We start from the raw sequence: 22,921 nt of genomic DNA on the forward strand, positions 1-22,921 counted from the left end.
GGCGGCACCAAACGCTAAGTGGACCGGGTTCGAGGTGTCACCTATGTGGCGCTCCCCGAGGAGTCGGGACCGTCGGACCGTGGTCTGTATCGCGTGCGGGGAGTCGGTGTTGCGCGAGGACGCGCGCGAGTACGACAAGGAGGGAAACCGCTGGGACCGGCGGGACAAGGAGTTCGAGTACCTCTGTGTCGACTGCGACGACGAACTCTGTCACCAGCCCCGCGACGGCCTCGAGTCGCTCGTCCTCTCCATCGAGTCCGACGGCCTCTCACAGGAGGAGTTCCTCGATCGGTACACGGACGCCGTCGCCGACTCCGCGAAGCGACGCGACGACGGCTGATCCGAGGACCGTCCCGACCGCGACCGTCCCCGACAGGCCTTTCTAACGCACCCCCGTTGGGGTCGGTATGTCAGACGACGAGCCGAAACAGGGCTCCGCCGAGGACCAGGGTCCCGTGACGGTCACGCCGGAGCTGGCCGACCGCCTCGCCGACAAGCGCGAGGACCTGTTCGAGGAGTTCGAGATCCGCGACGAGTTCCCTCCCGAGGTCCTCCGCGAGGCCGAAGCCCGGACCGAGGGCGTCTACGACGAGATCGAAGCCGAGATCGACGAGCGGCGGGACCTCCGCGATCTGACGACGTGGACCACGGACCCGATCGACGCCCAGGACTTCGACGACGCCATCTCGATCGAGCGCGAGGAGGACGCCTACCGGCTGTGGGTCCACATCGCCGACGTGACCCACTACGTCACGCCCGACACGTCGATGTGGGAGGAGGCGGTCGAGCGCTCGAACACCGTCTACCTGCCCGCCTACACGATCCACATGCTCCCGCCGGTGCTCGCCGAGACCGTCTGCTCGCTCGTTCCGGACGAGGACCGGCTCGCACACACGGTGGAGATGGAGATCGACGACGAGACGCTCTCGTTCGAGGACATCGAGATCTACAAGTCGGTGATCAACTCCGACGAGCGGCTCACCTACAACGAATGCGAGGAGCGGCTGGAGGACCCCTCCTTACCCCTCGGCGAGGAGAACGCGCTCGCGTACGAACTGGCCGACCGGATGCACGAACAGCGCAAGGAGGACGGCTCGCTCGTGTTGAACCCCAGCCGCGACCGAGCACACACCATCATCGAGGAGTCGATGCTGAAGGCGAACAAGGCGGTGACACACACCCTGATGTGGGACCGTGGCGTCGAGGCGATGTACCGCGTCCACCCGCAGCCGACGCCCGACCAGTGGAACGAGGCGCTCAAGGAGATCCAGGAGCTCGACGGCGTCTCCATCCCCGGCTCGGCGTGGGGGGACGACCCGCGCAAGGCGGTCAACGCCGCCTTAGAGGAGTCGCCCGACCGCCAGCTCAACAAGATCCAGCGGGCCGTGCTCAAGGTGATGCCGCGCGCGAAGTACATGAACGACCCGTTCGGCGGCCACCACGCGCTCAACTTCGACATCTACGGCCACTTCACCTCGCCCATCCGCCGGCTCTCGGACACCATCAACCACTGGATCGTCCACGAGAACGACGTGCCCGAGAACCTGATCGAGCTGTGCGACCGCGCCAGCGACAAACAGAAGGACGGCGAGACCGCGGAGCGGCTGTACAAGCAGTTCCTCCAGGAACAGGGGCTCGACCCCTACGCCGTGAACAACCGCGGGCTGGAGGTCGTCGAGGACGCCGAGGAGGCGAAACACACGATCTGAGGGCTGGCTCAGAGGTCGATCGGGGAGACGGACGTGGGCGTCCCCCGTCTCGAGACCCGTTCCGGATCCGTTCGTGCGAACCGATCGTCCGCACGGCGGTGCTCGTCGACCGGCGAACGTTCCATCGATTCGAAGACGGCTCGCAGTGCCGTGTCGAATACAATACGCGTATTTCACACGAGAATTCCACAGAAGACCGACTATCTGGATCGGTCAACCCAGGGGATCTACCGCTCACTCTGCTACGACCCCTATCGAAATAATTACGTGTCAAACCACGGGTGCGATATTTATACATGGGTCTTAGTTCACGTACTCTGTGGACACTCCGCCGCTATTGGGCTGACCGCCTTGGTGTCCCTCCCAACGCATTCGAGAAATCAGGGGGAACTGCCGGCAGCGCCGAAGAGGGAGGTATCCAACTTTTTTCTCACGGCGACTCACTGGTCGTCGGTGTACCGGACCCACTCTTAGACGCAGCCGAAGACCGGAGTGAGACCGTTGTATCACTCGATACTGAGGACGAGGACGCGGTCCACGGGTGGCTCACTCGCTTCGATGGTATTGAGCAGGCCATCGGCCCGACATTCTACGGATACGTTGATCGAGAAACGTTCACGCCTGTCGAATCGGATGCCCGGGTCCTCACAGCCGCCGATACCGCTGCCTATCAGGCGTTTCAACGGAGTATCCCGGATAGTGAGTGGGACCAAGGCGGAACACAGTTCACTCCCGGCGAGACGGTGGGACTTTTCGTTGATGGAGAGTTGGTAGCGGTCGCCGGCTTCGACGTCTGGGAAGGGTTGCTTGCCCATCTGGCAGTCGTGACACACCCGAACTACCGCGGGCATGGATACGGCCAGATCGTTGTTTCTCAAGCCACAGAGAGGGCATTCGCTGACGGACTTCTCCCGCAGTACCGAACCTCAGATGCATGGCCCTGGTCTGTCGCACTTGCTCAGGACCTCGGGTTTCATCGGTTTGCCACCGCTTATTTCGGCGTCTATCAGCAGTAACACCCTTCATCGCTGGTCGATTCACAGTTCTCACCGACCAGCTGTTTCAGAATGTTTTATGTCTGAATAAGGGAGTTCAACAGAGCTTTAAAAACCTATATCCATCACGTTCGTAGATCATTGAGAATGCAATTCTGCGACGAGTGTGGTTCGATCATGCACACGGAGGGCGACGCGTGGGTGTGCCGCTCCTGTGAGAACGAGGAGCCGCGGGATTCGCAAGCGGAAGCGGCGATGGCGACCCGGGAGGGGCAGCGGGACGACGGGGCACCCGCCGTGGCCGATACGACCCGAGGTTCCACAGAGACGGTGCGGGAGCCCTGTCCGGCGGACGACTGCGACGGCGAGCGGGCCTCCTCCGAGATGATGCCGAAGCCGGGCGGTTCCTACGAGGTTCGGCTGTTCACCTGCGTCGAGTGCGGCCACAAGTGGCGCGAGTCCTGACGGCGCATCTCGCGGACCTCTCCGCTTAAATACGGACGAAATCCCCTCCTCGTTCCCCCCAGGGATGGACGCCTACTCCACGATGTCGATCGCGGGGCGACCGGGTTCGGCGTGGCGGGCCGTCTCCGGATCGGCGTCCGCGGCGCGCTCGACGACGACGGGGGCGTCGAACTCGCGTTCGACCAGCCAGGCGGCCGCGCGCAGCGCGGCGTACTCCTCGTCGCCCGAGAGCGTCTCGGAGAGCGCCTCCCGCTCCGCCTGGAGATCCTGTCCGTAAGAGGCGGCCTCGTCGCCCTGCTCGCGGATGTGGTCTTCGGCCATCAGCTCGCCGATCAGGTTGTCGGCGTCGCTGTCGATCGCGATCTCGAGCGCGTCGTACTTCCAGTCGGGCGCGACGACGACGTCGATCCGCTCGGGGTCCTCGATCCCGGCGACCTCGACGATGTCGCGCACGTCCTCGCGGGTGTTCGCCACCAGCCGCCGGCGACGCTCGACCGTCCCGCGGTCGGCGGTCGCGCTCGGCCAGTCGGCCTCGACGACGAACCCGTCGCGGCCGAGCGTCTCCCACAGCTCCTCGGCGAGGTGCGGGGCGACCGGGGCGAGCAGGCGGATCGCGGCGTCCAGCCCGCGCTCGTAGACCGTCGGATTCGGCTCCGCATGCTCTCGATATCCACGGAGCGTCCGAACGAGGTCCTGCGTCTCGCGTAACGCGACGTTGAACGTGAGGTCGTCGTACTCGTCGCCGGCGATGACGACGGCGGCGTCGACCTCGTCGGCGACGTACTCGTCGACGGTGTCGCGGTCGGCGTCCGCGCCAGTGGTCGCCACGTCGCCGGCGGCGTAGCCCTCGACGAGGTCGGCGAGCCGGGCCAGGAACCGGTGGGTCGACTTGACGCCCTCCTCGGACCAGTCGAAGTCGCGCTCGGGCTGGGCGGCCTGCATCATGAACAGTCGGGCCGTGTCCGCGCCGTACTCGTCGACGATCCGCTGGGGCGAGACGACGTTGCCCTTGGATTTGGACATCTTCTCGCCCTCGAGTTGGACCATCCCCTGTGCGAGCAGGTTCGTGAACGGCTCGCGGTGTTCGAGCCCCTCCTCGTCCGCGAGCACCTTGGTGAAGAAGCGCGAGTACAGCAGATGCATCACGGCGTGTTCGATGCCGCCGACGTACTGGTCGACCGGCATCCAGTCGTTGGCCCGCTCCAGATCGAAGGGGGCGTCCTCGAGGTCCGGCGAGACGTATCGCAGGAAGTACCACGAGGAGTCGACGAACGTGTCCATCGTGTCGGTCTCGCGGATCGCGTCCGCGCCGCACTCCGGACACGTCGTCGCCTTCCACTCCTCGGCGGCGTCGAGCGGGTTGCCGGTCGTGTTGATGAACTCGGGCAGTTCGACGGGGAGGTCCTCGTCGGGCACCAGGGTCGGCCCGCAGTCCTCACAGTGGATCACCGGGATCGGCGTCCCCCAGTAGCGCTGTCTCGAGATCCCCCAGTCGCGGAGCTGGTACTGCGTGCTCGCCTCGGCGCTCTCGATCTCCGCGGTCAGCCGTTCGCGGGCGGTCTCGCTGTCGAGCCCGTCGTACTCGCCGGAGTTCACGAGGACGCCGTCCGCCGTGAACGCCTCCTCGCTCACGTCGGGGACCGTCGGCTCGACGTCGCCGCCCGCCGCGTCGCCGACTTCGTCCTCTCCGGGTTCGGGCGCGATCACCGGACGGATCTCGATGCCCTTCTTCGTCGCGAACGCGTGGTCGCGCTCGTCGTGGGCCGGGACGGCCATCAGCGCGCCCGTCCCCACGTCCGAGAGGACGAAGTCGGCGACGAAGACCGGGATCTCCTCGCCGGTGACCGGGTTCGTGGCGGTCGATCCGGTGTCGACGCCGTTCGGCTCGTCGCCGTCGGGGTCGGCCTCGTGGTGGACGAACTCGTGGACCGCGTCGTCCTCCTCGGCCAGCCGCTCGCTTATCGGGTGGTCGGGCGCGAGCGCGAAGAACGTCGCGCCGTGGATCGTGTCGAGGCGGGTCGTGAACGCCGTGACGGGACCGTGACCTTCCACGACGAAATCCACCTCACTGCCGTGCTGGCGGCCGATCCAGTTGCGCTGCATCTGGCGGACCGAGTTGGGCCATCCCTCCAGGTCGTCGATGGCGTCGAGCAGCTCGTCCGCGTACTCGGTGATCTCCAGGAACCACTGGTCCAGGTCGCGGGTCTCGACCGGCGTGTCACACCGCCAGCACAGCTCCGCCTCGCCCTCGACCTGCTCGTCGGCGAGCACCGTCTCACAGGAGGGACACCAGTTCACCTCGGCCTCGCGGCGCTCGACGAGTCCGGCGTCGGAGAACCGCGAGAAGAGCCACTGGTTCCACTCGTAGTACTCCGGAGTACAGGTGGTGACCTCCCGGTCCCAGTCGTAGCCGAACCCCATCGACTTCATCTGGCCGCGCATCGTGTCGATGCAGTCGAACGTCCAGTCGCGGGGGTTGGTGTCGCGCTCCTTCGCGGCGTTTTCGGCCGGGAGGCCGAAGGCGTCCCACCCCATCGGGTGAAGCACGTCGTCGCCGCACATTCGGCGGTAGCGGGCGTACGCGTCCGTGATCGTGTAGTTTCGGACGTGGCCCATGTGGAGCTTCCCGGACGGATACGGGTACATCCCGAGGACGTACGTCGGGTCGTCGACGTCGTCCGGCGTGCGGTACACGGAGGCGTCCGTCCACGCCTCCTGCCACCGACTCTCGACCGCGGTGTGGTCGTAGGGCTCCTGAGACATCTGCTTATATACTCGTGATGCGGTCGGCGTCGTATAGCTTTCCATCCGCAGGGAAGCCGACGAACCGCGACGGGGCGTCGACGTCGCGGTCACCGAGGGTCGATCGTGGTCTGCGGCCGATGGATTCTCGTCCCCGCCCACGGACGCATGGATATGGACCACGTCGAAACGCTAGAGTGTACGCTCTGTGGTGCCGAGTACGACCCCGACCAGGTGATCTACACCTGTCCCGAACACCCGGGCGTGAAGGGTATCCTCGAGGTGAAATACGACTACGAACGGGTGCTCGATCGGTTCGACGAACCCCTCGACGGGAGGATCGGCTCGCAGTGGAAGTACCGGGCGTTCCTCCCCGTCGCCGACGATGTCGAACCCGTGACGCTCGGCGAGGGCGGCACTCCCCTCCTCGACGCCCCCCGACTCGGCGACGAACTCGGCGTCGACCTGCGTGTGAAGGACGACGGCCGGAATCCAACCGGCGTGTTGAAGGACCGCGCGACCGGCGTCTCGACCACCAAGGCGAGGGAGTTCGGGATCGACGTCGTCACCTGCGCCTCCACCGGAAACGCCGCCGCGTCGCTCGCCGGCTTCGCCGCCCGCGGCGGCTTCGACTGTCGCCTGTTCGTTCCCGGCGACGCTCCCGAGGGGAAGCTGGCACAGCCGCTCGTCTACGGCGCGGACGTCCTCGGCGTCCGCGGCAGCTACGACGAGGCGTACGACCTCAGCATGGAGGTCACCGAGGAGTTCGGCTGGTACAACCGCAACGCCGCGGTCAACCCCTTCCAGGTCGAGGGGAAACGGACCGTGGGCCACGAGCTGGCCGAACAAACCCGTGGAGAGGTCCCCGACTGGCTCGTCTTCTCGATGGGCGACGGCTGTACCATCGCCGGCGGCTGGAAGGGCTTTCGCGAGTTCGCCGACCTCGACCTCGTCGAGGAGGCTCCACGGATGCTCGGCGTCCAGGCCGAGGGCGCGAGCGCGATCCACGACGCCTTCCACGAACACGACGACGTCGACGAGGTCGCCGACACCGTCGCCGACAGCATCTCGGTCGGTCGCCCCCGAAACACGGTGAAGGCGTGTTCGGCGCTCGAGGAGAGCGACGGGGAGTCGCTGCTCGTGAGCGACGAGGAGATCCTCGCGGCGGAGTCGCTTCTGGGGCGAACCGAGGGGATCTACGCCGAACCCGCCGCGGCCACCCCGGTCGCCGGTCTCCGAAAGGCGCGCGAGGCGGGGATCGTCGAGGCGGGCGAGTCGGTCGCCGTCGTCGTCACCGGAACCGGACTGAAGGACACGCAGAGCGCGATGCGAGCCGGCGGCGAGGTCGCTGCCGTCGATCCCGACGTCCGGGAGGTGATCGAGCGATACGGCGAGGGAAGCTGATCCGACGGCCCTACAGCTTTTCCGCGTCCCGAGCCTGCTCGGCGCGCCGGTCGGCCTGTTCCAGCCGGTTTCCGGCCGCGTTCGAGAGTCCGGGCGGAAGCCCGCTTCGAGCCGCCTCCAGCCGCTCGGAGACGCGCTGGAGCCGCTCGGCGACGACCTCGAGCTGTCGGTCCGTGTTCCCCCGGTCGCCCTCGCGAGCCCGCTCCTCGGCCCGCTCTGCGGCGTCGACGACGGCCGCGAGCGCGCGCTCGAGCCCCTGAACCGCGTTTTCGGGACCGCCACCGGAGCCGCTCGAGCCGCCCGAGTCGTCGGTTCCGGAGGACCCGCCGCTTCCGCCGTTACCGTCGTCGTCATCGTCGCCGTCATCGCTGTCGTCGCCATCATCGCCGTCGTCGTCATCTCCGTCGTCGCCGTCCTCCGCGTCGGCCGCCGCCGCGACCGCCGCGCGCGTCTCCTCCGCGATGTCGGCTAAAAAGCCTGCGAGCGGCGCCTTCCCGGTCTCGGGGCGGTCGATCCGGACGCCGCCCTCGGCTGCCGGGTCGGGATTGACCCGGTACGCGCCGACCTCGTCGTCGGCGTCGCGCACCTCTGTCGTGTAGGCACCCCCGGAATGGACGTACACCGCGTCCGATCCCTCCGTCGACGACTCGTATATCCGGCCCGCGAAGTCGTCCTCGAGGGCCGTCCCGACCACGTCGGTCTCCGATCCGTCGTCCGTGATCTCCAGTTTCGTCGCGTCCTCGCGCGCGACGAGCGGGATCTCCCCGTCGACGCCGGCGACCGTCACCGGGTCGGTCTCGTCCTCGGCCGGATCGACGGCAAGCCGCTCGCTGTGCGGGGCCCGTCCCGCGCCGTTGACAGTGAGCCGGTGGTCGCCGCTCTCGACGTCGCGAACGACCGCGACGCCGCCGAACGTCGGCACGGCCTCCGGGTCGCTCTCCAGGAGGGCGACCGACTCGACGCCGGATTCCGTGGTCGTCAGCCCCTCGTTCTCGGGGGCGTCGTCGCTCGTGACGGCGTCCGTGACGCGCGCCACGACGGTGTTGACCGGCGTGGGGTCGCCGATCGCGTCGTACCGGTCGGCCAGCTCCGCGCGGTGGTTCGGCGCGGTGATGTCGGCGGCCGGGTTGTCGTACCGCGGCTGCTCCCACGGCACCCCGGTCGTCGTGAGGTGACCCGCGACCGCGTCCTCGACCGCCCGTGGAACCGCGAACTCGAAGCTCAGCTGCGGGCCGACGAACGCGTCGATGTCCTCGAGTTCCGCGCTGGCGACGAGGTCGTACGGGACGGTCGCGCTTCGTCCGTCGCTCCCTCCACCGTCGGCGTCGCCGTCGCCAGCCTCGCCTCCTTCGACGCGTTCGGCGTGCTCGAAGGCGATCCCCGTCTCACGCAGCGGGAGGTCGGTCGGCGGCGACGTCAGCGCGTCGAGCGAGCGCACGGTGAGCGCGGCGTCGATCAGCGACTCGGGATCGACCGCGGGGAGTCGGTCGTGGTCATAGACGGGCGCGCCCTCGTACTCCGGGACGACGAACGGGAGCCGCGCGCCCTCGTCGCGGGGGAGCCCGTAGGCGAGCGGCACCTCCGCGAGGTCCGCGATCCCCTCGATCGCGGAGTTCGTGACGTCCGCGAGCAGCCCGTCGGCGCTCACGCGCTGGAACCGGTCGGGCACCTCGTTGACCGACAGCGTCGAGGAGTGCGAGCCGAGCTCCGGGAGGATCCGCGGGACCCGGTCGGGGTCCGGATCGAGGAACTCGTTGTTGGGAACCCGCCGGGAGTGCGAGCTGGCGACGTACAGCTGCGGCTCGTCGGTGTCGCGATCGACGAAGACGTGGAGCACCTCCCAGTCGTGCCAGTGGAAGTTGGCGGTGAACTGGTCGAACGCGGAGTAGAACCAGAACTGAACGACGTCGAGCGGGGAGTCCTCGTACTCGACGCCGTGGTAGAAGACGGTCGGGTCCGGCGGGGCCGGCGTCTCGTCCGGATCGCCCGCGGTCCCCTCGAACCGCTCGTGATAGCCGTTCAGCGCGTCGAAGCCGTCGACGACCGTCTCGCCGTCGCGCTCGCTCGTGTAGGGTTGCGGGTCCGTCGGGAACCACGGCTCGTGGACGTCGAAGTACAGCGCCGGGGCGAACCGCGTCGCGAGCTCGCGGACGCGGTCGTCGTCCATCCCGGCCGTCCCGGCGTCGGTCCCCCGTTCGAGGGCCGAACAGCCCGCGAGCGAGGTCGCACCCGCGCCGCCGACCGCGGCGAGGAACGCCCGGCGGCCGAGAACTGCCCGCCGATCGAGGGTCGTTCGATCGGCCGTCGTTCGGGAGCCTTCCGATGTCATTCCGTTCGGAGACGAATACAGAGGGGAATAAGCCTTCTGACGCCGGGGGAAGGTATTTGCGCGCGGGACCGCCACTCCCGGACATGGACTCGAAGCGAGCCCTCTACTACGCCGCGATCGCGATCGGCGCGCTGATCGCGGTCAGCGTCCTCGTCTCCGTCGTCTCGGCGATCCTGAGCCTCGCGTGGGCGGTCGTCTCCGGGATCGTCTCGATCGCCGTCCTCGCCGGGATCGTCTACGTCGCCTACAAGGCCGGTTCGTGGCTGTCGGGCGGTAGCGGCGATGCCTCGACTTCGATCGACTCGATCGATGGATCGCGGTCCACATCGACCGGGACGCAGTCCTCCACGGACCGGCAGGACAGGCTCCGTCGGCAGTACGTCGAGGGCGAGATCGACGAGGCGGAGTTCGAGCGTCGGATCACCCGGGAACTGGAGAGCGAGGACCTCGACGATATCGAGCGGGAACTCGAACGGGAGCGGTGAGCGGGAGCTCGAGGACTCGCGTGCAGTCGAAATCGCACGAGAGATGAAACGGAAGTAGACAAAACGGAAGGGGACACTTCGATCGGTATCGAGGTGTACGCGATTCGCAGGATAGTTTTATTGGGATTCCAACACGTGAAGGAGTGATGGGTACGGACAAAACGGGGAATACTAACCCAGGAAACGGGCTACGCCGTCGGAGGCTACTGCAAACGACAGCAGCGGTAGGATTCAGCGCAGTTGCCACGACTGGCGAAGCGGTTACTGCACAGACTTCCGGCGGCATCGACTGGGAGTTCGAAACGGGCAACAACGTCAGAGCGGGGCCGACGGTGGTCAACGACACGGTGTATGGCGGCAGCTGGAACGGAACGGTCTACGCGGTTGACTCCGAGAGCGGCGAGGAGGTTTGGAGCTATCGTACGGACGGATCGATCCGCGGGTCTCCATCAGTCGTTAACGGTACGCTCTACGTCGGCAGTAGCGATAACAGGCTGTACGCTCTCGATGCGACCGAAGGAACCGAACAGTGGCAATACGAGACCGGCCCAGTACTGGACTTCGAAGGCGTTCCTTCCTCCCCGACAGTTAAGGAGGGAACCGTCTACGTGGGCAACCGGTTCGAAGGCGATCGCGGCGTGGGCGTTTACGCGCTGGCGGCCGAATCCGGTGATCCCAGGTGGACGTTCGAGACTGAAGGTTCGGTACAGTCGTCTCCGACGGTGGTCGACGGAACGGTATACGTAGGCTCCGACGACGAGAAACTCTATGCGTTGGCGGCTGACACTGGGGAGGAAGAATGGACGGTGGATACTGACACCGGAATCAGATCGTCGCCGACCGTAGTCGACGGAACGATCGTCGTCGCCGGCCGAAAACTGTATGCCGTCGACGCGAACAGCGGAAACGTTTCGTGGACGGTCGAGACGGGCGTCACCCAGTCGTCTCCGACGGTGCGCGGCGGGACGGTATACGTCGGCGGTTCCGATAGCCTCCTGTACGCGGTGGAGATGGATTCGGGAGAGATCCGTTGGACCGAGAACGTCGGTAGTGCTACCCGCCGGTCTTCGCCGACGGTGGCTGACGGGATGGTCTTCATCGGCTCCGAGAGTGGGAACCTATCCGCCGTCGAGGCCGAAAACGGAAACGTCGACTGGCAGGTGGACACCGGAGCACCGATCCGGTCATCGCCGACGGTGGTCGACGGGACGGTATACGTCGGCAACGATGGCGGAAGGTTGTTGGCCATCAACGGGAACGTGTCCGGCTCTAGTGAGGATTCACGAGTGATGCTGGGGACACTCGGCCATCATCACGAATGGGCCGAGACCGATCCGGACGGTGACGTCGAGACTGATAGTATGAGTCAGTCAACTACCGGAGGAGCAGAAGCAGTGGTAGACGAAGGCACAGAGACGAACGCTGAACCACCAGTATCGGAGGAAAGTAACGAAACCGAACCAGCCACACGAGACACAACCGAGGACGTAGACGGATTTACCGCACTGACCGCGATCATCGCAGTCCTCGCTTTGAAATTAACGTCATATCGACGTTGAGGACAGAAGCGGACGACGAGCATATTCGAAACACGACGAGACTAAATCGGTTCTCCGATCGAACCACGACCGGTGAACGTCGATGGATCCACCTAGAACCGGTCGCGAAGCTCCCCGCGGAGGTCCTCGAGGTCGAGGTCCTTCATCGAGAGCAACACCAGCAGGTGGTAGACGAGGTCCGCGCTCTCGTAGGTGAGCTCCTCGAGATCGTCGTCCTTCGCCGCCAGGATCGCCTCCGTCGACTCCTCGCCGATCTTCTCCAACACCGCGTTCTCGCCCTTCTCATGGGTGAAGAGCGAGGCGGTGTACGACCCCTCCGGCAGCTCCCGCTTGCGCGACTCGATCGTCGCGAACAGCTCGTCGAGGACCGCGTCGTCGGGGGCTGTCGGGTCTTCGACGACCCCACGTTCCCCGTTCGCCCCGTCGTCCGTCACGCCTCCACCTCGCTTTCGGGGAAGAACGCGAGGTCGTGGACCCGCGAATCGTCGGTGAGTTCGGGGTGGAACGAAGTGGCCAGAACGGGGCCGTCCCGCACCGCGACCGGTCGGCCGTCAACCGTCGCGAGCGTCTCGACGCCCTCGCCGACCTCGTCGATGAGCGGCGCGCGGATGAACACCGCGTGGAAGGGCTCCGAGAGCCCGTCGACGGGTATCTTCGCCTCGAACGAGTCCTTCTGCCTGCCGAACGCGTTGCGGTCGACGGAGACGTCGACGAGCCCGAGCGCGTCGACTCGATCGTCCTTCGCGTCCCGAGAGAGGACGATGAGCCCGGCACACGTCGCGAGGACGGGTTTACCGGCCTCGACGTGGTCGCGGATCTCGTCCGCGATCCCCTCGCGGTGGATCAGCCGCGAGATCGTCGTCGACTCCCCGCCCGGCATGAGCAACGCGTCGCAATCGGGGACGATCCCCGAGTCCCGCACCTCGACGACCTCCGCGGACTCGCCGTGTGCGGTCGCGGCGCGGCGGACTGCCTCGGCGTGTTCGGCCACGTCGCCCTGGACGGCGATGACGCCAGCTTTCATACCACCGCTCGGCGGGGCACGTGCAAAAAGGGCGCGCTACCGGGACGAGTGACGGCCACGGTCCCGACTCCGCTCCCGGGTGGAGAACCGACTCAGTACACGACGAGCGCGAGGTACAGCTGTCCGATCCCCGCGAGCACCATCACCGCGCCGGCGAGCCGTTTCAGCGTCCCCGAGTGGGTCATGATCCGTCCGGCGTTCGTGAGCAGGCCCATCCCGGTCGCGACCGTCGTCGCGACCATCAGCGCGGCGACGACACCCGCGTAGGTGCCGAGGAGGAGCACCGCCGCGTCGGTCGGGAGCGCGATCGCTCGGGCGATCACGGCGAGGAAGATCGGCGCGACACAGCCCGCGCCCGCCAGCGCGTACCCCGCGCCGAAGAGCCCGAACCCGAACACGCTCGCCCGGCGCTTCGGGAGGGGGACCGATATCGACGGGGTTCGCCCCGCGAGGACCACCAGCCCGAAGACGACGAGCAGCCCGCCGACGAGCGACTCGAAGACGGTGATGTTCGCGAGCGTCGCGTTGCCGACCCGGACGGTCGCGCCCGCCAGCAGCGCGAAGGTCACCAGCACGCCGAGCCCGGCCGCGATCCCCCGGACTCCCGCGCCCGCGATCGAGACCTCGTTCGCGTCGGTCTGGTTCACGTAGAACCCGACGTACCCGGGCAGGAGCGGGTACGCGCACGGCGAGAAGAACGTCGCCACGCCGGAGGCGACCGCGAACGAGAGGTCGGTCGCGAGGGGGGTTCCGGTCATCGGCGGGGAGAGCGGTCCGTCATCCCTCGAGAACCGCCTCGATCTCCTCGACGAGCGTGTCGGCCGTGTGAACGCCGGAGTCGGACCATCGAGGACGACCCGTTTCGTCGAGAACGACCGCGGTCGGATAGCCGCCCACGTCCAGTTTGGCGGCGAGTTCGGCGGTCCGATCCACCGCGGCCAACCAATCCCCGCCGGTCTCCTCCCACATCTCGACGACCTTCGATTCGGGGACACGGTCCCCGACGTTCTCGGTCGTCACGGACACGAACAGCACGTCGTCGCCGATCCGATCGTTCGCCTCGGCGAGCGCCGGCATCTGCTCTTTACAGGGGTCACACCACGTCGCGAAGAAGTCGATGAACGTGGCGCGGTCATCAGCCGGCACCGTCACCTCCCCGTCGCGGCTGCCGGGGGCCTCGATCGTGTCGATCGTGAGTGGCTCGACCGGCTCGACGGAGGTGCCGCCGAGCACGGCCGGCACGTTCCCGGTCGCCACGACGCCGCCCGCGCCCAACACGCTGGCGCTCGCGATCCCGGCGAGGAGGTGACGGCGCTCCATCCTACGCGTTCACCACCCGTTCGAAGTCGCTCACGAGCCGTTCGACGTCTGTCTGCGGTCCTCTCGGGTACGCCCGCTCCACGATCCCCCGCTCGTTCGCCAGCAGTATCAGTCCGTAGTGGGGGAACTGGTACTCCAAATTCTCGTACTGGTCGGCGGAGGCCTTCTCGATCACGAGCCCGAAGTTCTCGTCCAACAGTTCCTGGCCCCGTTCGTAGCTCTCCGGGCGGAGGAAGTGCCAGTTTCCGGCGTCGAGGTCCACGCCCTGCTGGCCCGCGTACTCGCGGAGAACGTCCGTGGTGTCCCGCTCCGGGTCGAACGTGAGCGCGAGGAACGCCGCCTCGTCGCCGTATCCCTCCTCGGCGGCCACCTCCTGTGCGCGCCGGAGCCGGAGGATGAGCGCGGGACAGACGCCGTCGGGGCAGTTCGTGTAAAAGGAAGTCCAGAGGACGGCCCGCTCGTCCTCGTAATCGGCGGTCGACACCGTCTCGCCGGTGATCGGGTCCGGAACGGACACGTGTGGCATCTCGTCGCCGTAGCTCGGATGTGACGCCTCGCTCAGGTCCTGCTCGGGCGGGTCGAGCACCGTTCCCTCGGGCCCGGAGTCACCCAGGACCCCGAGACAGCCGGCGCTCCCGGCGACGGCGGGGACGGCGATCGACCGCAGGTAGTGGCGACGGTCCATACCGGACCCCGGGCCCTCGTGAATAAGTCCGTTTCGTCCGGTCCCGGTCGATGGGGTCGGATCGGAACGCCGCTGCCGCTCGCTCGTCTCGAACGCGCGAGTCGGACGGGAGGGGGCGGTCGTCCTACGCGACCGTCAGCGAGAGGACCTGGACGAAGACGCCGAAGAGAACGCAGAACGCGAGGACCGTCTTCGGGTCCATCGCGATCGCGTTCCGGTCCTGCGAGTCGAAGTATCGAACGAGCCCCGCGCTGGACATCAGTCCGCCGGAGTTGCTGCCGCTGCTCATACGCGTCGGTTCTCCGTCCGCGGGCCTAAGCGTTTCGTCTCGAGGAGCCGTCGCGGGAGCGTCGCGGGAGCGTCGCGGGAGCGTCGCCGGTCACCCCACCTCCCCGCCGCGTGAGAAACCCTTATCGGCGAGCCGCCGTTACGTGTCGGCGAACCATGACCGTTCGAGTGCTGGATTTCTACGCCGACTGGTGCGGCCCGTGTAAGACGCAGGACCCGATACTGGAGGAGGTCCAGGAGGAGCTCGGCGACGCCTTCGAGCTTCAGAAGGTCGACGTCGACCAGGAACAGGACGTCGCCAACCAGTACCAGGTCCGGTCGTTGCCCACGCTGATCGTCGAGAACGACGACGGCGTCGTCGACCGGTTCGTGGGAGTGACTCAAAAGGAGGACATCACCGCCGCGATCTCGGAAGCCGGCTCGTAGTCGACGGTAGTCGACGCGCACACGACGACGGGGTCCACGGCCGAGGCGTCTCGCAACCTTTTACAGCGCCCGCGTGCTCACCACGAGTATGGCCAGTTTCGACGCCGCGGAACGCCGCAACCTCGACCGACAGATCTGTATGCGCTGTAACGCCCGCAACGCGCCCGACGCCGGACGCTGCCGCAAGTGCGGCTACACCAATCTCCGCCCGAAGGCGAAGGAACGCCGCGCGGCCTGAACGAACGGATACGCCGCGGTTCGGCGTCCGGTGGGCCGGTCTCCCGGTCCCCCGCGGGTCGACCGTCTCGAAACGTCCCCTCCGCTCCGACCGCCAGGTCTCCGCCGCGTGAACGGTGCTCGAAAACGGGGTGGTCGATCCGGCGTACGACACCCCTCACGAAGCCACAGGGTACGATACCTCCTCCGCGGAGCCTCAGGCGTCCTTCGCGCCCCGGACCGTCTCGCGGACCGCGTCGACACCCTCGTCGTGGAGGAGGTCGCCGACGACGATCACGTCGCTGTGGCGCGCCATCGCGTTCGCCGACTCGTAGTCGTGGATCCCGCCGCCGTAAAACAGGGTGGCGTCGTCGAGCGCGTCGCCCGCGGCGGCGACCTTCTCGGTGTCGCCGAAGGTGCCCGAGTACTCCAGATAGACGATCTCCTGGCCGAACATCCGCTCCGCGACCTTCGCGTACGCCTCCACGTCGTCGGCGTCGAGGTCGCAGTTCGCGTCCGTCAGCTCCGCGACCGAGGCGTCGGGGTTCATCACGATGTACGCCTCGGTGTGGGTCCGGTCCCAGTCGAGGTCGTCGATGCGGACCCACTCCTTGTGTGCGCCCGTGATCCAGAAGGGGCCGCCCGCGTTGAACACCGTCGGGATCAGGTACCCCTCGAGCGCCGGCGAGTCGATGACGACGCCCGGGTTCGACGGCTCCTGGTAGAGCGGGACGTCGTACTCCGCGGCGGCGTCGATGACCCGCGTCATCTTCTCGGCGGTGACGTCGAGGGTCCCTCCGATCTCGATCGCGTCGGTCCCGGTCCGGCACACGTCCTCGAAGGTCTCCCCGTCACAGAGGTCCTTGTCGGGGTCGACCTTCAGCACGTGGTCCCAGTCGTCCCACGGGTTGCTCATCGCTCGGGTGTCTCCCGGGCGGAACCAAAAAGGTGCGGAAGCGCGCCGACGACGGACGGCACCCGGCCGGGTCGCCGCCCGTCAGCGCCCGAAGCGGCTCACATCAGGTCGTCGAGCTCGTCGTTCTGGAACGCCATCGCGGGATCCGGTTTCGCCTCCGGCTCGTCGCGGACGGCCTGTCGGGCGCGCTCGAGGAACTCCTCGACCCGCGAGGAGCGCTCCACGCCCGCGAGCAACACCACGGCCGCGAGGCGGTCGGAATCGAGCGGGAAGTCGCCGCCGCGGACCTGCATCGAGCCCGTCTCCTCTTGAAGCCACTTTCGAGCCTTCTCAGCGCCCTTCCGTGAGATCCGGTTCGGGTCCCCGGCGACCGCGACGAGCCCGGCGTCGGCGTCGGTGGCGTTCGGCAGCGAGAGCCCGGTCATCACCGCGCTGCGGACCGCGCTCGTCACCGTGTTGACGTTCTCGCCCGGGTCCTCGGCGGCGGGCGAGGAGGCGTACCCGACGGCCGCCATTCCGCCGGCCCGGAGCGTGTTGATGACCTCGCTGGTGTCGACGACGGACTCGCCGACGCCCTGCGTGGCCTCGCCGGCCGCGAGGAGCAGCCCGACGCGCTTCGCCATCGACTCGTTGATCGCGGCGTAGCCGCCCCCGACGCTCTCGCCCGCCGAGCGCCAGGCGTCGTTGTCGAGGAGGATCGTGGCGTCGGCCTCCCGCACGAGCGTCTTCAGCGACCGGCCGGCGTTCACCTGATAGAGCGCACCCTCGTCGCGGCCGGGGAGCACGCCGAGCGCGTACACCGGCACGTCGTACACCCGCGACAGCTCGCGGACGAGCACCGGCGCGCCGCCGGATCCGGTCCCGCCGCCGAGGCCGGCGACGACGACGACCGCCTCGATCTCCGCGGTCATCCGCGGTGCGAGCGCGTCCAGCACCTCGATCGAGTCCTCGTCCATCACCTCCGCGCCGAGCTCGTTGTCGCCGCCGACGCCGTGACCGTTCACGCGCGACTGGCCGATGAGAACCGTGTCGAGCGGGAGGGGCTCGAGGTCGGCCGCGGCGGTGTTGACGGCGAGCGCGTCACGGACCGCACCGAACCCCATCCCCGCGTCGAACTCGGAGAGGGCGGTCGTGAGCTTCCCGCCCGCCTGTCCGACGCCGACGAGGAGGGCCTTCATGGATTCACGATGTGGCGCTGACAGTAATACTCTTTCCCCGACCGTTTAAACGTGAAAGCGCGGCCAGTCGAAGCATGGCGAACCAGACGAACGCGAGCGGATCGCCGCGGGACCGCGCCCGTCTCGAGGAGCGGCTCGACGCGGTCGAACGCGCGCTCACCGGGACGGATCGCACGGTCGCGGGCGTCGTCGACGGGGCGGCCGCCGACGCCGAACGCGAGGCCATCGCGGATCGACTCGACGCGGTCGAAGCGCGGATCGAGGAGCTCGAGGCGGCGACCCAGGCGGTCCGCGGATACGCGGGCGCGATCCGCGCGGTCAACCGCGAGGTCGAGCGCCGGGCCGACCTGGCGCTCGCACGAGCCACGGCCGCTCGAGACGGGTCGTCCCCCGCTCTCGAACCCTCGACCGGCAACGAGACCCGCGGCAACGAGACCCGCAGCGACGGGGATTTCGGAGTTCACGAGGTCCCGAACGAGGAGGCGCTTGACGCCGCGATCCCGGACGACGGCCGGTCCACGGGGGACCGTTCGATCGCGTCGAACGTCGGGGCGCTCACTTCCGGAACGGGGAACGCCTCGCGAGGCGAGTCCAACGGCGGATCGAACGGAGACGGATCGGAGGGGAAAGAAAACCCGCTGGAACGACTCCGTGAGGCGCTGTAACGGACATTCACGCGGAGTTCCTGGCCATCGAAACCGGACCACCGCCGTGGACGCGGAGCCGTGATCCGCGTCGTCCTGACGGTCCTGCTGGCGGTCGCGCTCCTGGCCGTCTCGATGCCGACGCTCGAGGACGCCAGAACGGACACGACCGCCGAACGGCTCGGAACGGAGACGGACCGTCTCGAGCGTGCCGCGGGAGGACTAGCTGCCGACTCGGTCGCCGTCGGCGATCCGGACCTCGCCGCGCGGACCTCCCTCGTCGTGTCCGCGCCGACCGGGTTCGCCGCGGCCCCGATCGATCGGCTCGCGCTCGCGAACCCGTCGCGAACCGAGGTGGCCGCTGCGGACCGCCTCTCCGAGGGAACCGTCGTCCTCGTGTATCGGCTCCGGCACGGTCCGATTCGATCGGTCCCCGTCGCCCCGCCGACGGACGCGGTCGGGATCTCCCTCGAGAACGGCCCGATCGAGCTCGATTCGGGTGGCGCGACCGGACTCGAACTGCGGCTGGTCGATGAGGGCGGACCGACTGTTCGGATCGTCCGGGTCGCATAGTCGGCTCGAGTGACCGGAGCGTTCCGGTCGCGTAGCCGGTCGTTCGGACGACTGTTTATATACGATGTCGCGGCCACGGCCGCCATGAATTCGGATCTCCTCTCGATCCCGCGGTTCGGAACCGACGACGGGTGCGGCTGTGAGGTGTCGTTCGAACGGCCGGTCGGCACGGGCGTCGACGACCGCGTCGTCCTCACGGTCGACGCCAACGGGTGTCCGGGGCGCGGGGACCTCGCCGACAGTCCGACGTGTCTGGCCACCGTGATCGAGGCGCTCACCGACCGCGACGCCGACGTGATCCGAACAGAGCACGCCGGCCGCGAACGCGCGTACGCCGGCCGGGCGGCGGCGTGTCTGCTCGCCGCGGGGCGGTTCCGCGAACGCGTCGAGTTCCACGAGACGCGGCTCGCGGAGCGCGTGACTCGCGACCCGGTCGGAGCCGCCCGGGAGGCGGACGGACGCGCAGGGGCGGTCGGACGGATCGTCGCCGAGACCGGACTCGCGGCGGCGGTCTCCGGGATCGACCGGACGGCGGACGCGCTCAGAGCCCACGTCGGGCCGACCGTGGCGGCGACGCGGATCGCCGCCGACCCGCCGCCGGGAGCGACGCTCGTCGACCGGTGGTCCCTCGAGACGGGCGCGACGGTCAGACTCTACGAGGGGACGGGAGCGCTCCGGACGTACCACCTCACGCCGCCTGCAGCGGCGTTCGACGCGGACGCGTTCGAGACGCTCGACGCCGCGAAGGAGCGGCTCCTCGCGGATCCGACCGGCGGCGACCGGGCACCCGGTCGGGCGGTCAGAGCGGTCGCGGACCCGGACGATCCGGTCGACGCGATCACCGCCACGCTCCGTCGACACACCCACGGGTACGGCGCGTTCGAACACGTCCTCGCCGACGACCGCGTCAGCGACGCGACCCTCTCGGCGCCGGTCGCGGAGAACCCGCTCCGCGTCGTCCTCGACGGCGAGCGCTGTCACACGAACGTCAGGCTTCCCCCGGAGGGTGCCGCCACGCTCGCCTCCAGGCTCCGTCGAACGAGCGGTCGGGCGTTCTCCCGGGCGTCGCCGACGCTCGACGCGACCATCGACGCCGAGGCGGGGCCCGTTCGGGTGGCGGCGACGACCGCACCCGCCAGCGACGGGCTCTCGTTCACCTTCCGGCGCGGCGATCCGGAGGCATGGACGCTCGCCCGTCTCGTCGACGTGGAGACGCTCTCGCCGGCGGCTGCCGGCCTCCTCTCCGTCGCCGTCGAGCGCGGCGTCACCGGGCTCGTCGCCGGCGGCCGTGGGGCCGGCAAGACGACCGCGCTCGGCTCCCTGCTGTGGGAGCTGCCGCCCGACGCGCGCTCGATCCTGATCGAGGACACGCCGGAGCTCCCCGCCGCCGCGCTCGCCGACGCCGATCGGGACGTCCAGCGACTCCGCGTCGGCGACGGCGCGGAACCGACGCCGACGGAGGCGGTCCGGACCGCGCTCCGACTCGGGGGCGGGGCGCTCGTCGTGGGGGAGGTCCGCGGCGGGGAGGCGAAGGCGCTGTACGAGGCGATGCGGGTCGGGGCCACGGGCGAGACCGTCCTCGGGACGATCCACGGCGAGGACCCGGCGGCGGTCCGCGAACGCGTCGTCACGGACCTCGACGTGACCCTCTCGTCGTTCGCGTCCACCGACCTGCTCGTGGTGTTGGACGATCACCGGGTAGAGACGATCGTCGAAGTGACGAGTCACGGCGACGAGGTGAGCTTCGACGCGCTCTTCGATCGAACCCTCGGCGGGCTCGAATCCACCGGTCGGATGGATAGGGGCGAGAGCCGACTCGTCGACGGGCTCGCATCCACCGGCGAGTCCTACGCGGACGTCAGGGAGGCGATCGAGCGACGCGCCGACCGGATCCACACGGCGGCGACGACCGGACGGACGACGCCCGACCGCTATGCGGGGTGGAGACGATGAGGGAACCGCGGTCAGCCCGACCCGAGGAAGCCGCGACGAGCGGACGGGACGGCGCGGGACGGAGTCGAAAGGCGAACCGGGAGGGGAAGGACGCGAACGATCCGGAACCGCAAGCCGCCACCGACCGCAACGGCCGGGACGGGAGCGACGAACGGTCGGCGGTGGAACGCGCGCTCGAGACGTGCTCCGCGGTCGTGAACGGCGACACCGGGGAACGCGGAGTCGGATCGACCCAAACGGGGTCGGACGAGCTTCGACGAGCGATCGCGTTCCTCGAGTGGGAATCGACGGCGGAACGGGTGATAGAGACCGGATACCGGGTCGGCGTCGGCGTGGGGCTCTCCTTCGCCGTCGTCGTCGTGCTCCTCGCCGGGATCGCTCCCGGTCTGTTCGCGGGCGCCTCGGGCGGGCTCGCGGCGACCCACGTGGTCCACCGTGGACCCGTGTGGCTCGCGGCGCTACGGCGAACCCGTGCGCTCGGGGCGACTCCCGGACTCGTCGGACGGCTCGTCCTGCGGATGCGTCTCGACCCGTCGACGGAGCGCGCGGTTCGGTTCGCCGCTCGAACCGGTCGCGGACCGCTCGCGGAGAACCTGTTACGACACGAGCGTCGGTGCGTCAACGGCCCGACGAGCGGGCTCCGCGAGTTCGCCCGCGAGTGGGGAACGTGGTTCCCGGCGATCGAACGGGCGTCGACGCTCGTCCGGACCGCCGCGGCCGCGCCGCCGGAGCGTCGCGGCCGGTGTCTCGATCGGGCGCTCGAGACGACGCTGTCGGGGACGACGGAACGACTGGCCGAGTTCGTCGGGGACGTCCAGGGACCGGTGTCGGCGCTGTACGCCTTCGGCGTGCTCCTCCCGTTGGCGCTCGTGGCGCTGCTCCCGGCGGCCGCCGCCTCCGGAGTGCCGGTCCCGCCGTCGGCCGTCGCCGGAATCTATCTGGTGGCGCTTCCCGTCGGCCTCCTCGTCGCGTCCGCGTGGCTCCTCTCGAAACGGCCGGTCGCGTTCCCGCCACCGACGATCGGGAACGACCATCCGGACGTCCCGGACGGACGATTCCACGCCGTTGCCGCCGGGATCGCATCCGGCGTGATCGCCTGGATCGTGTCGGGATCACTCGTCGCGTCGTGGGCGGCGCCGATCGGCGCCGTCGGCGTCGGGACCGGCACGGCGTCGGTCGTCCTCGTCCGACCGCGACGGGCGGTGCTCTCGGAGGTCACGGCGATCGAGAGCGGGCTCCCGGACGCCATGACGATCGTCGGCGGCGACGTCGCCGAGGGCGTCTCGGTCGAGCGCGCTGTCGCCAACGCCGGCGACAAGCTCGACGGCGCGACCGGGACCGTCTGCGAACTGGCCGCACGGCGCAGCGACACGCTTCGCGTCGACGTTCGAGAGGCGTTCCTGGGCGAGGGGGGTCCGGCGGCGACGGTCCCGTCACCGCGTGTCCAGGGGACGGTCGCCCTGTTGGCGGTCGCTGCACGGGAGGGACGACCGGCCGGCGACGTGTTGTTGGAGCTCGCGGACCAACTGGAGCGGCTTCGCGAACTGGAGCGCGACGCGCGTCGGCAGCTCGCGACGGTGACGGGCACGCTGTCGAACACGGCCGCGGTGTTCGCCCCGCTGGTCGGCGGCGCGACGGTCGCGCTCGCGACCGGCGTCGAGGCGATCGGAACGGGGGGACTCGAGACGACCGCCGCGATGGCGAGCGGTCCCCTCGCGGCCGACCCGGCCCCCGGATCGGTTCCGTCGACGGGGGAGGAAGCCGCGGGCGCCACGAACACCCTGTCGGTCCCGGTTCTCGGCCGGATCGTCGGAATCTACGTGCTTCTCCTCTCCGGGGTCCTCACCGCGCTGGGAACGGGACTCGAACGGGGGTTCGACGGGACACTCGTCGCCTATCGGGTCGGGATCGCGCTGCCGACGGCGACGACGACGTACCTCCTCGCTTTCGCCGCGGCGGGAGCGTTGCTGTAGCCCGTTCGTGACGCCGAACGATCACTCACACGACCGT

General features: G+C 68.7%; 23 protein-coding genes. 13 read left to right on the forward strand and 10 right to left on the reverse strand.

Translation table 11 applies throughout. The features are described 5' to 3' along the window. The first annotated feature begins 43 nt into the window (after nucleotides 1-43). From EAO78_RS01875 to EAO78_RS01890, 4 genes are all read left to right on the forward strand, one after another. The gene (locus EAO78_RS01875) at nucleotides 44-340 is read left to right on the forward strand and encodes a DUF7562 family protein (protein ID WP_122104155.1); all 297 of its coding nucleotides are present in this window, start codon (nucleotides 44-46) and stop codon (nucleotides 338-340) included. Between the two features lie 67 nt (nucleotides 341-407). Continuing rightward, nucleotides 408-1,709 carry a ribonuclease catalytic domain-containing protein gene (locus EAO78_RS01880; RefSeq protein ID WP_122104156.1) on the forward strand — a complete coding sequence of 434 codons (1,302 nt, stop codon included), beginning with the start codon at nucleotides 408-410 and terminating at the stop codon, nucleotides 1,707-1,709. A gap of 296 nt (nucleotides 1,710-2,005) precedes the next feature. Next, nucleotides 2,006-2,725, forward strand: coding sequence for a GNAT family N-acetyltransferase (locus EAO78_RS01885; RefSeq protein ID WP_122104157.1), 720 nt, complete (start codon nucleotides 2,006-2,008; stop codon nucleotides 2,723-2,725). Nucleotides 2,726-2,851: 126 nt separating this feature from the next. Then, nucleotides 2,852-3,169 carry an RPA12/RPB9/RPC11 RNA polymerase family protein gene (locus EAO78_RS01890; protein ID WP_122104158.1) on the forward strand — a complete coding sequence of 106 codons (318 nt, stop codon included), beginning with the start codon at nucleotides 2,852-2,854 and terminating at the stop codon, nucleotides 3,167-3,169. A 72-nt stretch (nucleotides 3,170-3,241) separates the two neighbouring features. Here EAO78_RS01890 and leuS read toward each other — a convergent pair whose 3' ends face one another. Continuing rightward, nucleotides 3,242-5,932: a leucine--tRNA ligase gene (leuS, locus tag EAO78_RS01895; protein WP_122104159.1), complete on the reverse strand. Its 2,691-nt coding sequence runs from the start codon at nucleotides 5,930-5,932 to the stop codon at nucleotides 3,242-3,244. 147 nt (nucleotides 5,933-6,079) lie between these two features. Between leuS and thrC the strand changes: the two genes are divergently transcribed. Then, nucleotides 6,080-7,315 (forward strand): threonine synthase, encoded by a 1,236-nt coding sequence (thrC, locus tag EAO78_RS01900; RefSeq protein WP_122104160.1) that lies wholly within the window; start codon nucleotides 6,080-6,082, stop codon nucleotides 7,313-7,315. A gap of 10 nt (nucleotides 7,316-7,325) precedes the next feature. Here the strand turns inward: thrC and EAO78_RS01905 are convergent, their stop codons facing one another. Beyond that, nucleotides 7,326-9,644: a hypothetical protein gene (locus tag EAO78_RS01905; protein ID WP_122104161.1), complete on the reverse strand. Its 2,319-nt coding sequence runs from the start codon at nucleotides 9,642-9,644 to the stop codon at nucleotides 7,326-7,328. An 83-nt stretch (nucleotides 9,645-9,727) separates the two neighbouring features. Between EAO78_RS01905 and EAO78_RS01910 the strand changes: the two genes are divergently transcribed. Together EAO78_RS01910 and EAO78_RS01915 are read left to right on the forward strand one after the other, a co-directional pair. Next, complete coding sequence (locus EAO78_RS01910) at nucleotides 9,728-10,129, forward strand: SHOCT domain-containing protein (protein ID WP_122104162.1); 402 nt, start codon at nucleotides 9,728-9,730, stop codon at nucleotides 10,127-10,129. A gap of 146 nt (nucleotides 10,130-10,275) precedes the next feature. Continuing rightward, nucleotides 10,276-11,688, forward strand: coding sequence for an outer membrane protein assembly factor BamB family protein (locus EAO78_RS01915; RefSeq protein ID WP_122104163.1), 1,413 nt, complete (start codon nucleotides 10,276-10,278; stop codon nucleotides 11,686-11,688). A gap of 92 nt (nucleotides 11,689-11,780) precedes the next feature. Here EAO78_RS01915 and hisE read toward each other — a convergent pair whose 3' ends face one another. From hisE to EAO78_RS01945, 6 genes are all read right to left on the reverse strand, one after another. Continuing rightward, nucleotides 11,781-12,122 (reverse strand): phosphoribosyl-ATP diphosphatase, encoded by a 342-nt coding sequence (gene hisE / locus EAO78_RS01920; protein WP_275263134.1) that lies wholly within the window; start codon nucleotides 12,120-12,122, stop codon nucleotides 11,781-11,783. Next, the gene (gene pdxT / locus EAO78_RS01925; protein ID WP_122104164.1) at nucleotides 12,119-12,712 is read right to left on the reverse strand and encodes a pyridoxal 5'-phosphate synthase glutaminase subunit PdxT; all 594 of its coding nucleotides are present in this window, start codon (nucleotides 12,710-12,712) and stop codon (nucleotides 12,119-12,121) included. The genes hisE and pdxT overlap by 4 nt, the downstream gene beginning before the upstream one ends. 92 nt (nucleotides 12,713-12,804) lie before the next feature. Further along, the gene (locus EAO78_RS01930) at nucleotides 12,805-13,470 is read right to left on the reverse strand and encodes a cytochrome c biogenesis protein CcdA (RefSeq protein ID WP_122104165.1); all 666 of its coding nucleotides are present in this window, start codon (nucleotides 13,468-13,470) and stop codon (nucleotides 12,805-12,807) included. Nucleotides 13,471-13,489: 19 nt separating this feature from the next. Continuing rightward, on the reverse strand, nucleotides 13,490-14,032 hold the full coding sequence (locus EAO78_RS01935; protein ID WP_122104166.1) for a TlpA family protein disulfide reductase: 543 nt from the start codon (nucleotides 14,030-14,032) through the stop codon (nucleotides 13,490-13,492). Between the two features lies 1 nt (nucleotide 14,033). Then, the gene (locus EAO78_RS01940; RefSeq protein WP_122104167.1) at nucleotides 14,034-14,717 is read right to left on the reverse strand and encodes an SCO family protein; all 684 of its coding nucleotides are present in this window, start codon (nucleotides 14,715-14,717) and stop codon (nucleotides 14,034-14,036) included. A 124-nt stretch (nucleotides 14,718-14,841) separates the two neighbouring features. Continuing rightward, nucleotides 14,842-15,006 (reverse strand): preprotein translocase subunit Sec61beta, encoded by a 165-nt coding sequence (locus EAO78_RS01945; RefSeq protein WP_122104168.1) that lies wholly within the window; start codon nucleotides 15,004-15,006, stop codon nucleotides 14,842-14,844. Nucleotides 15,007-15,161: 155 nt separating this feature from the next. Here EAO78_RS01945 and trxA point away from each other — a divergent pair, with 155 nt between their 5' ends. Continuing rightward, a complete protein-coding gene (trxA, locus tag EAO78_RS01950) occupies nucleotides 15,162-15,431 on the forward strand; it encodes a thioredoxin (RefSeq protein WP_122104169.1) in 270 nt (89 codons plus the stop codon). 88 nt (nucleotides 15,432-15,519) lie between these two features. After that, nucleotides 15,520-15,669 carry a 50S ribosomal protein L40e gene (locus EAO78_RS01955; protein ID WP_112080429.1) on the forward strand — a complete coding sequence of 50 codons (150 nt, stop codon included), beginning with the start codon at nucleotides 15,520-15,522 and terminating at the stop codon, nucleotides 15,667-15,669. Nucleotides 15,670-15,864: 195 nt separating this feature from the next. Here the strand turns inward: EAO78_RS01955 and EAO78_RS01960 are convergent, their stop codons facing one another. Further along, a complete protein-coding gene (locus EAO78_RS01960; protein ID WP_122104170.1) occupies nucleotides 15,865-16,563 on the reverse strand; it encodes a phosphoglycerol geranylgeranyltransferase in 699 nt (232 codons plus the stop codon). Nucleotides 16,564-16,661: 98 nt separating this feature from the next. Then, a complete protein-coding gene (locus EAO78_RS01965; RefSeq protein ID WP_122104171.1) occupies nucleotides 16,662-17,741 on the reverse strand; it encodes a tubulin/FtsZ family protein in 1,080 nt (359 codons plus the stop codon). Between the two features lie 74 nt (nucleotides 17,742-17,815). Between EAO78_RS01965 and EAO78_RS01970 the strand changes: the two genes are divergently transcribed. From EAO78_RS01970 to EAO78_RS01985, 4 genes are all read left to right on the forward strand, one after another. Next, a complete protein-coding gene (locus EAO78_RS01970; RefSeq protein ID WP_122104172.1) occupies nucleotides 17,816-18,406 on the forward strand; it encodes a DUF7310 family coiled-coil domain-containing protein in 591 nt (196 codons plus the stop codon). A gap of 60 nt (nucleotides 18,407-18,466) precedes the next feature. Continuing rightward, the gene (locus tag EAO78_RS01975; RefSeq protein WP_122104173.1) at nucleotides 18,467-18,958 is read left to right on the forward strand and encodes a DUF7311 family protein; all 492 of its coding nucleotides are present in this window, start codon (nucleotides 18,467-18,469) and stop codon (nucleotides 18,956-18,958) included. An 84-nt stretch (nucleotides 18,959-19,042) separates the two neighbouring features. Next, nucleotides 19,043-20,911 carry an ATPase, T2SS/T4P/T4SS family gene (locus EAO78_RS01980; protein ID WP_122104174.1) on the forward strand — a complete coding sequence of 623 codons (1,869 nt, stop codon included), beginning with the start codon at nucleotides 19,043-19,045 and terminating at the stop codon, nucleotides 20,909-20,911. Further along, entirely contained in the window at nucleotides 20,908-22,884 is a 1,977-nt protein-coding gene (locus EAO78_RS01985) for a type II secretion system F family protein (protein ID WP_122104213.1), read from the forward strand. Before EAO78_RS01980 ends, EAO78_RS01985 begins: the two co-directional genes overlap by 4 nt. The last annotated feature ends 37 nt before the right edge of the window (nucleotides 22,885-22,921 follow it).

The organism is Halobellus captivus (genome assembly GCF_003697845.1).
Classification (GTDB): Archaea; Halobacteriota; Halobacteria; order Halobacteriales; family Haloferacaceae; genus Halorubrum; species Halorubrum glutamatedens.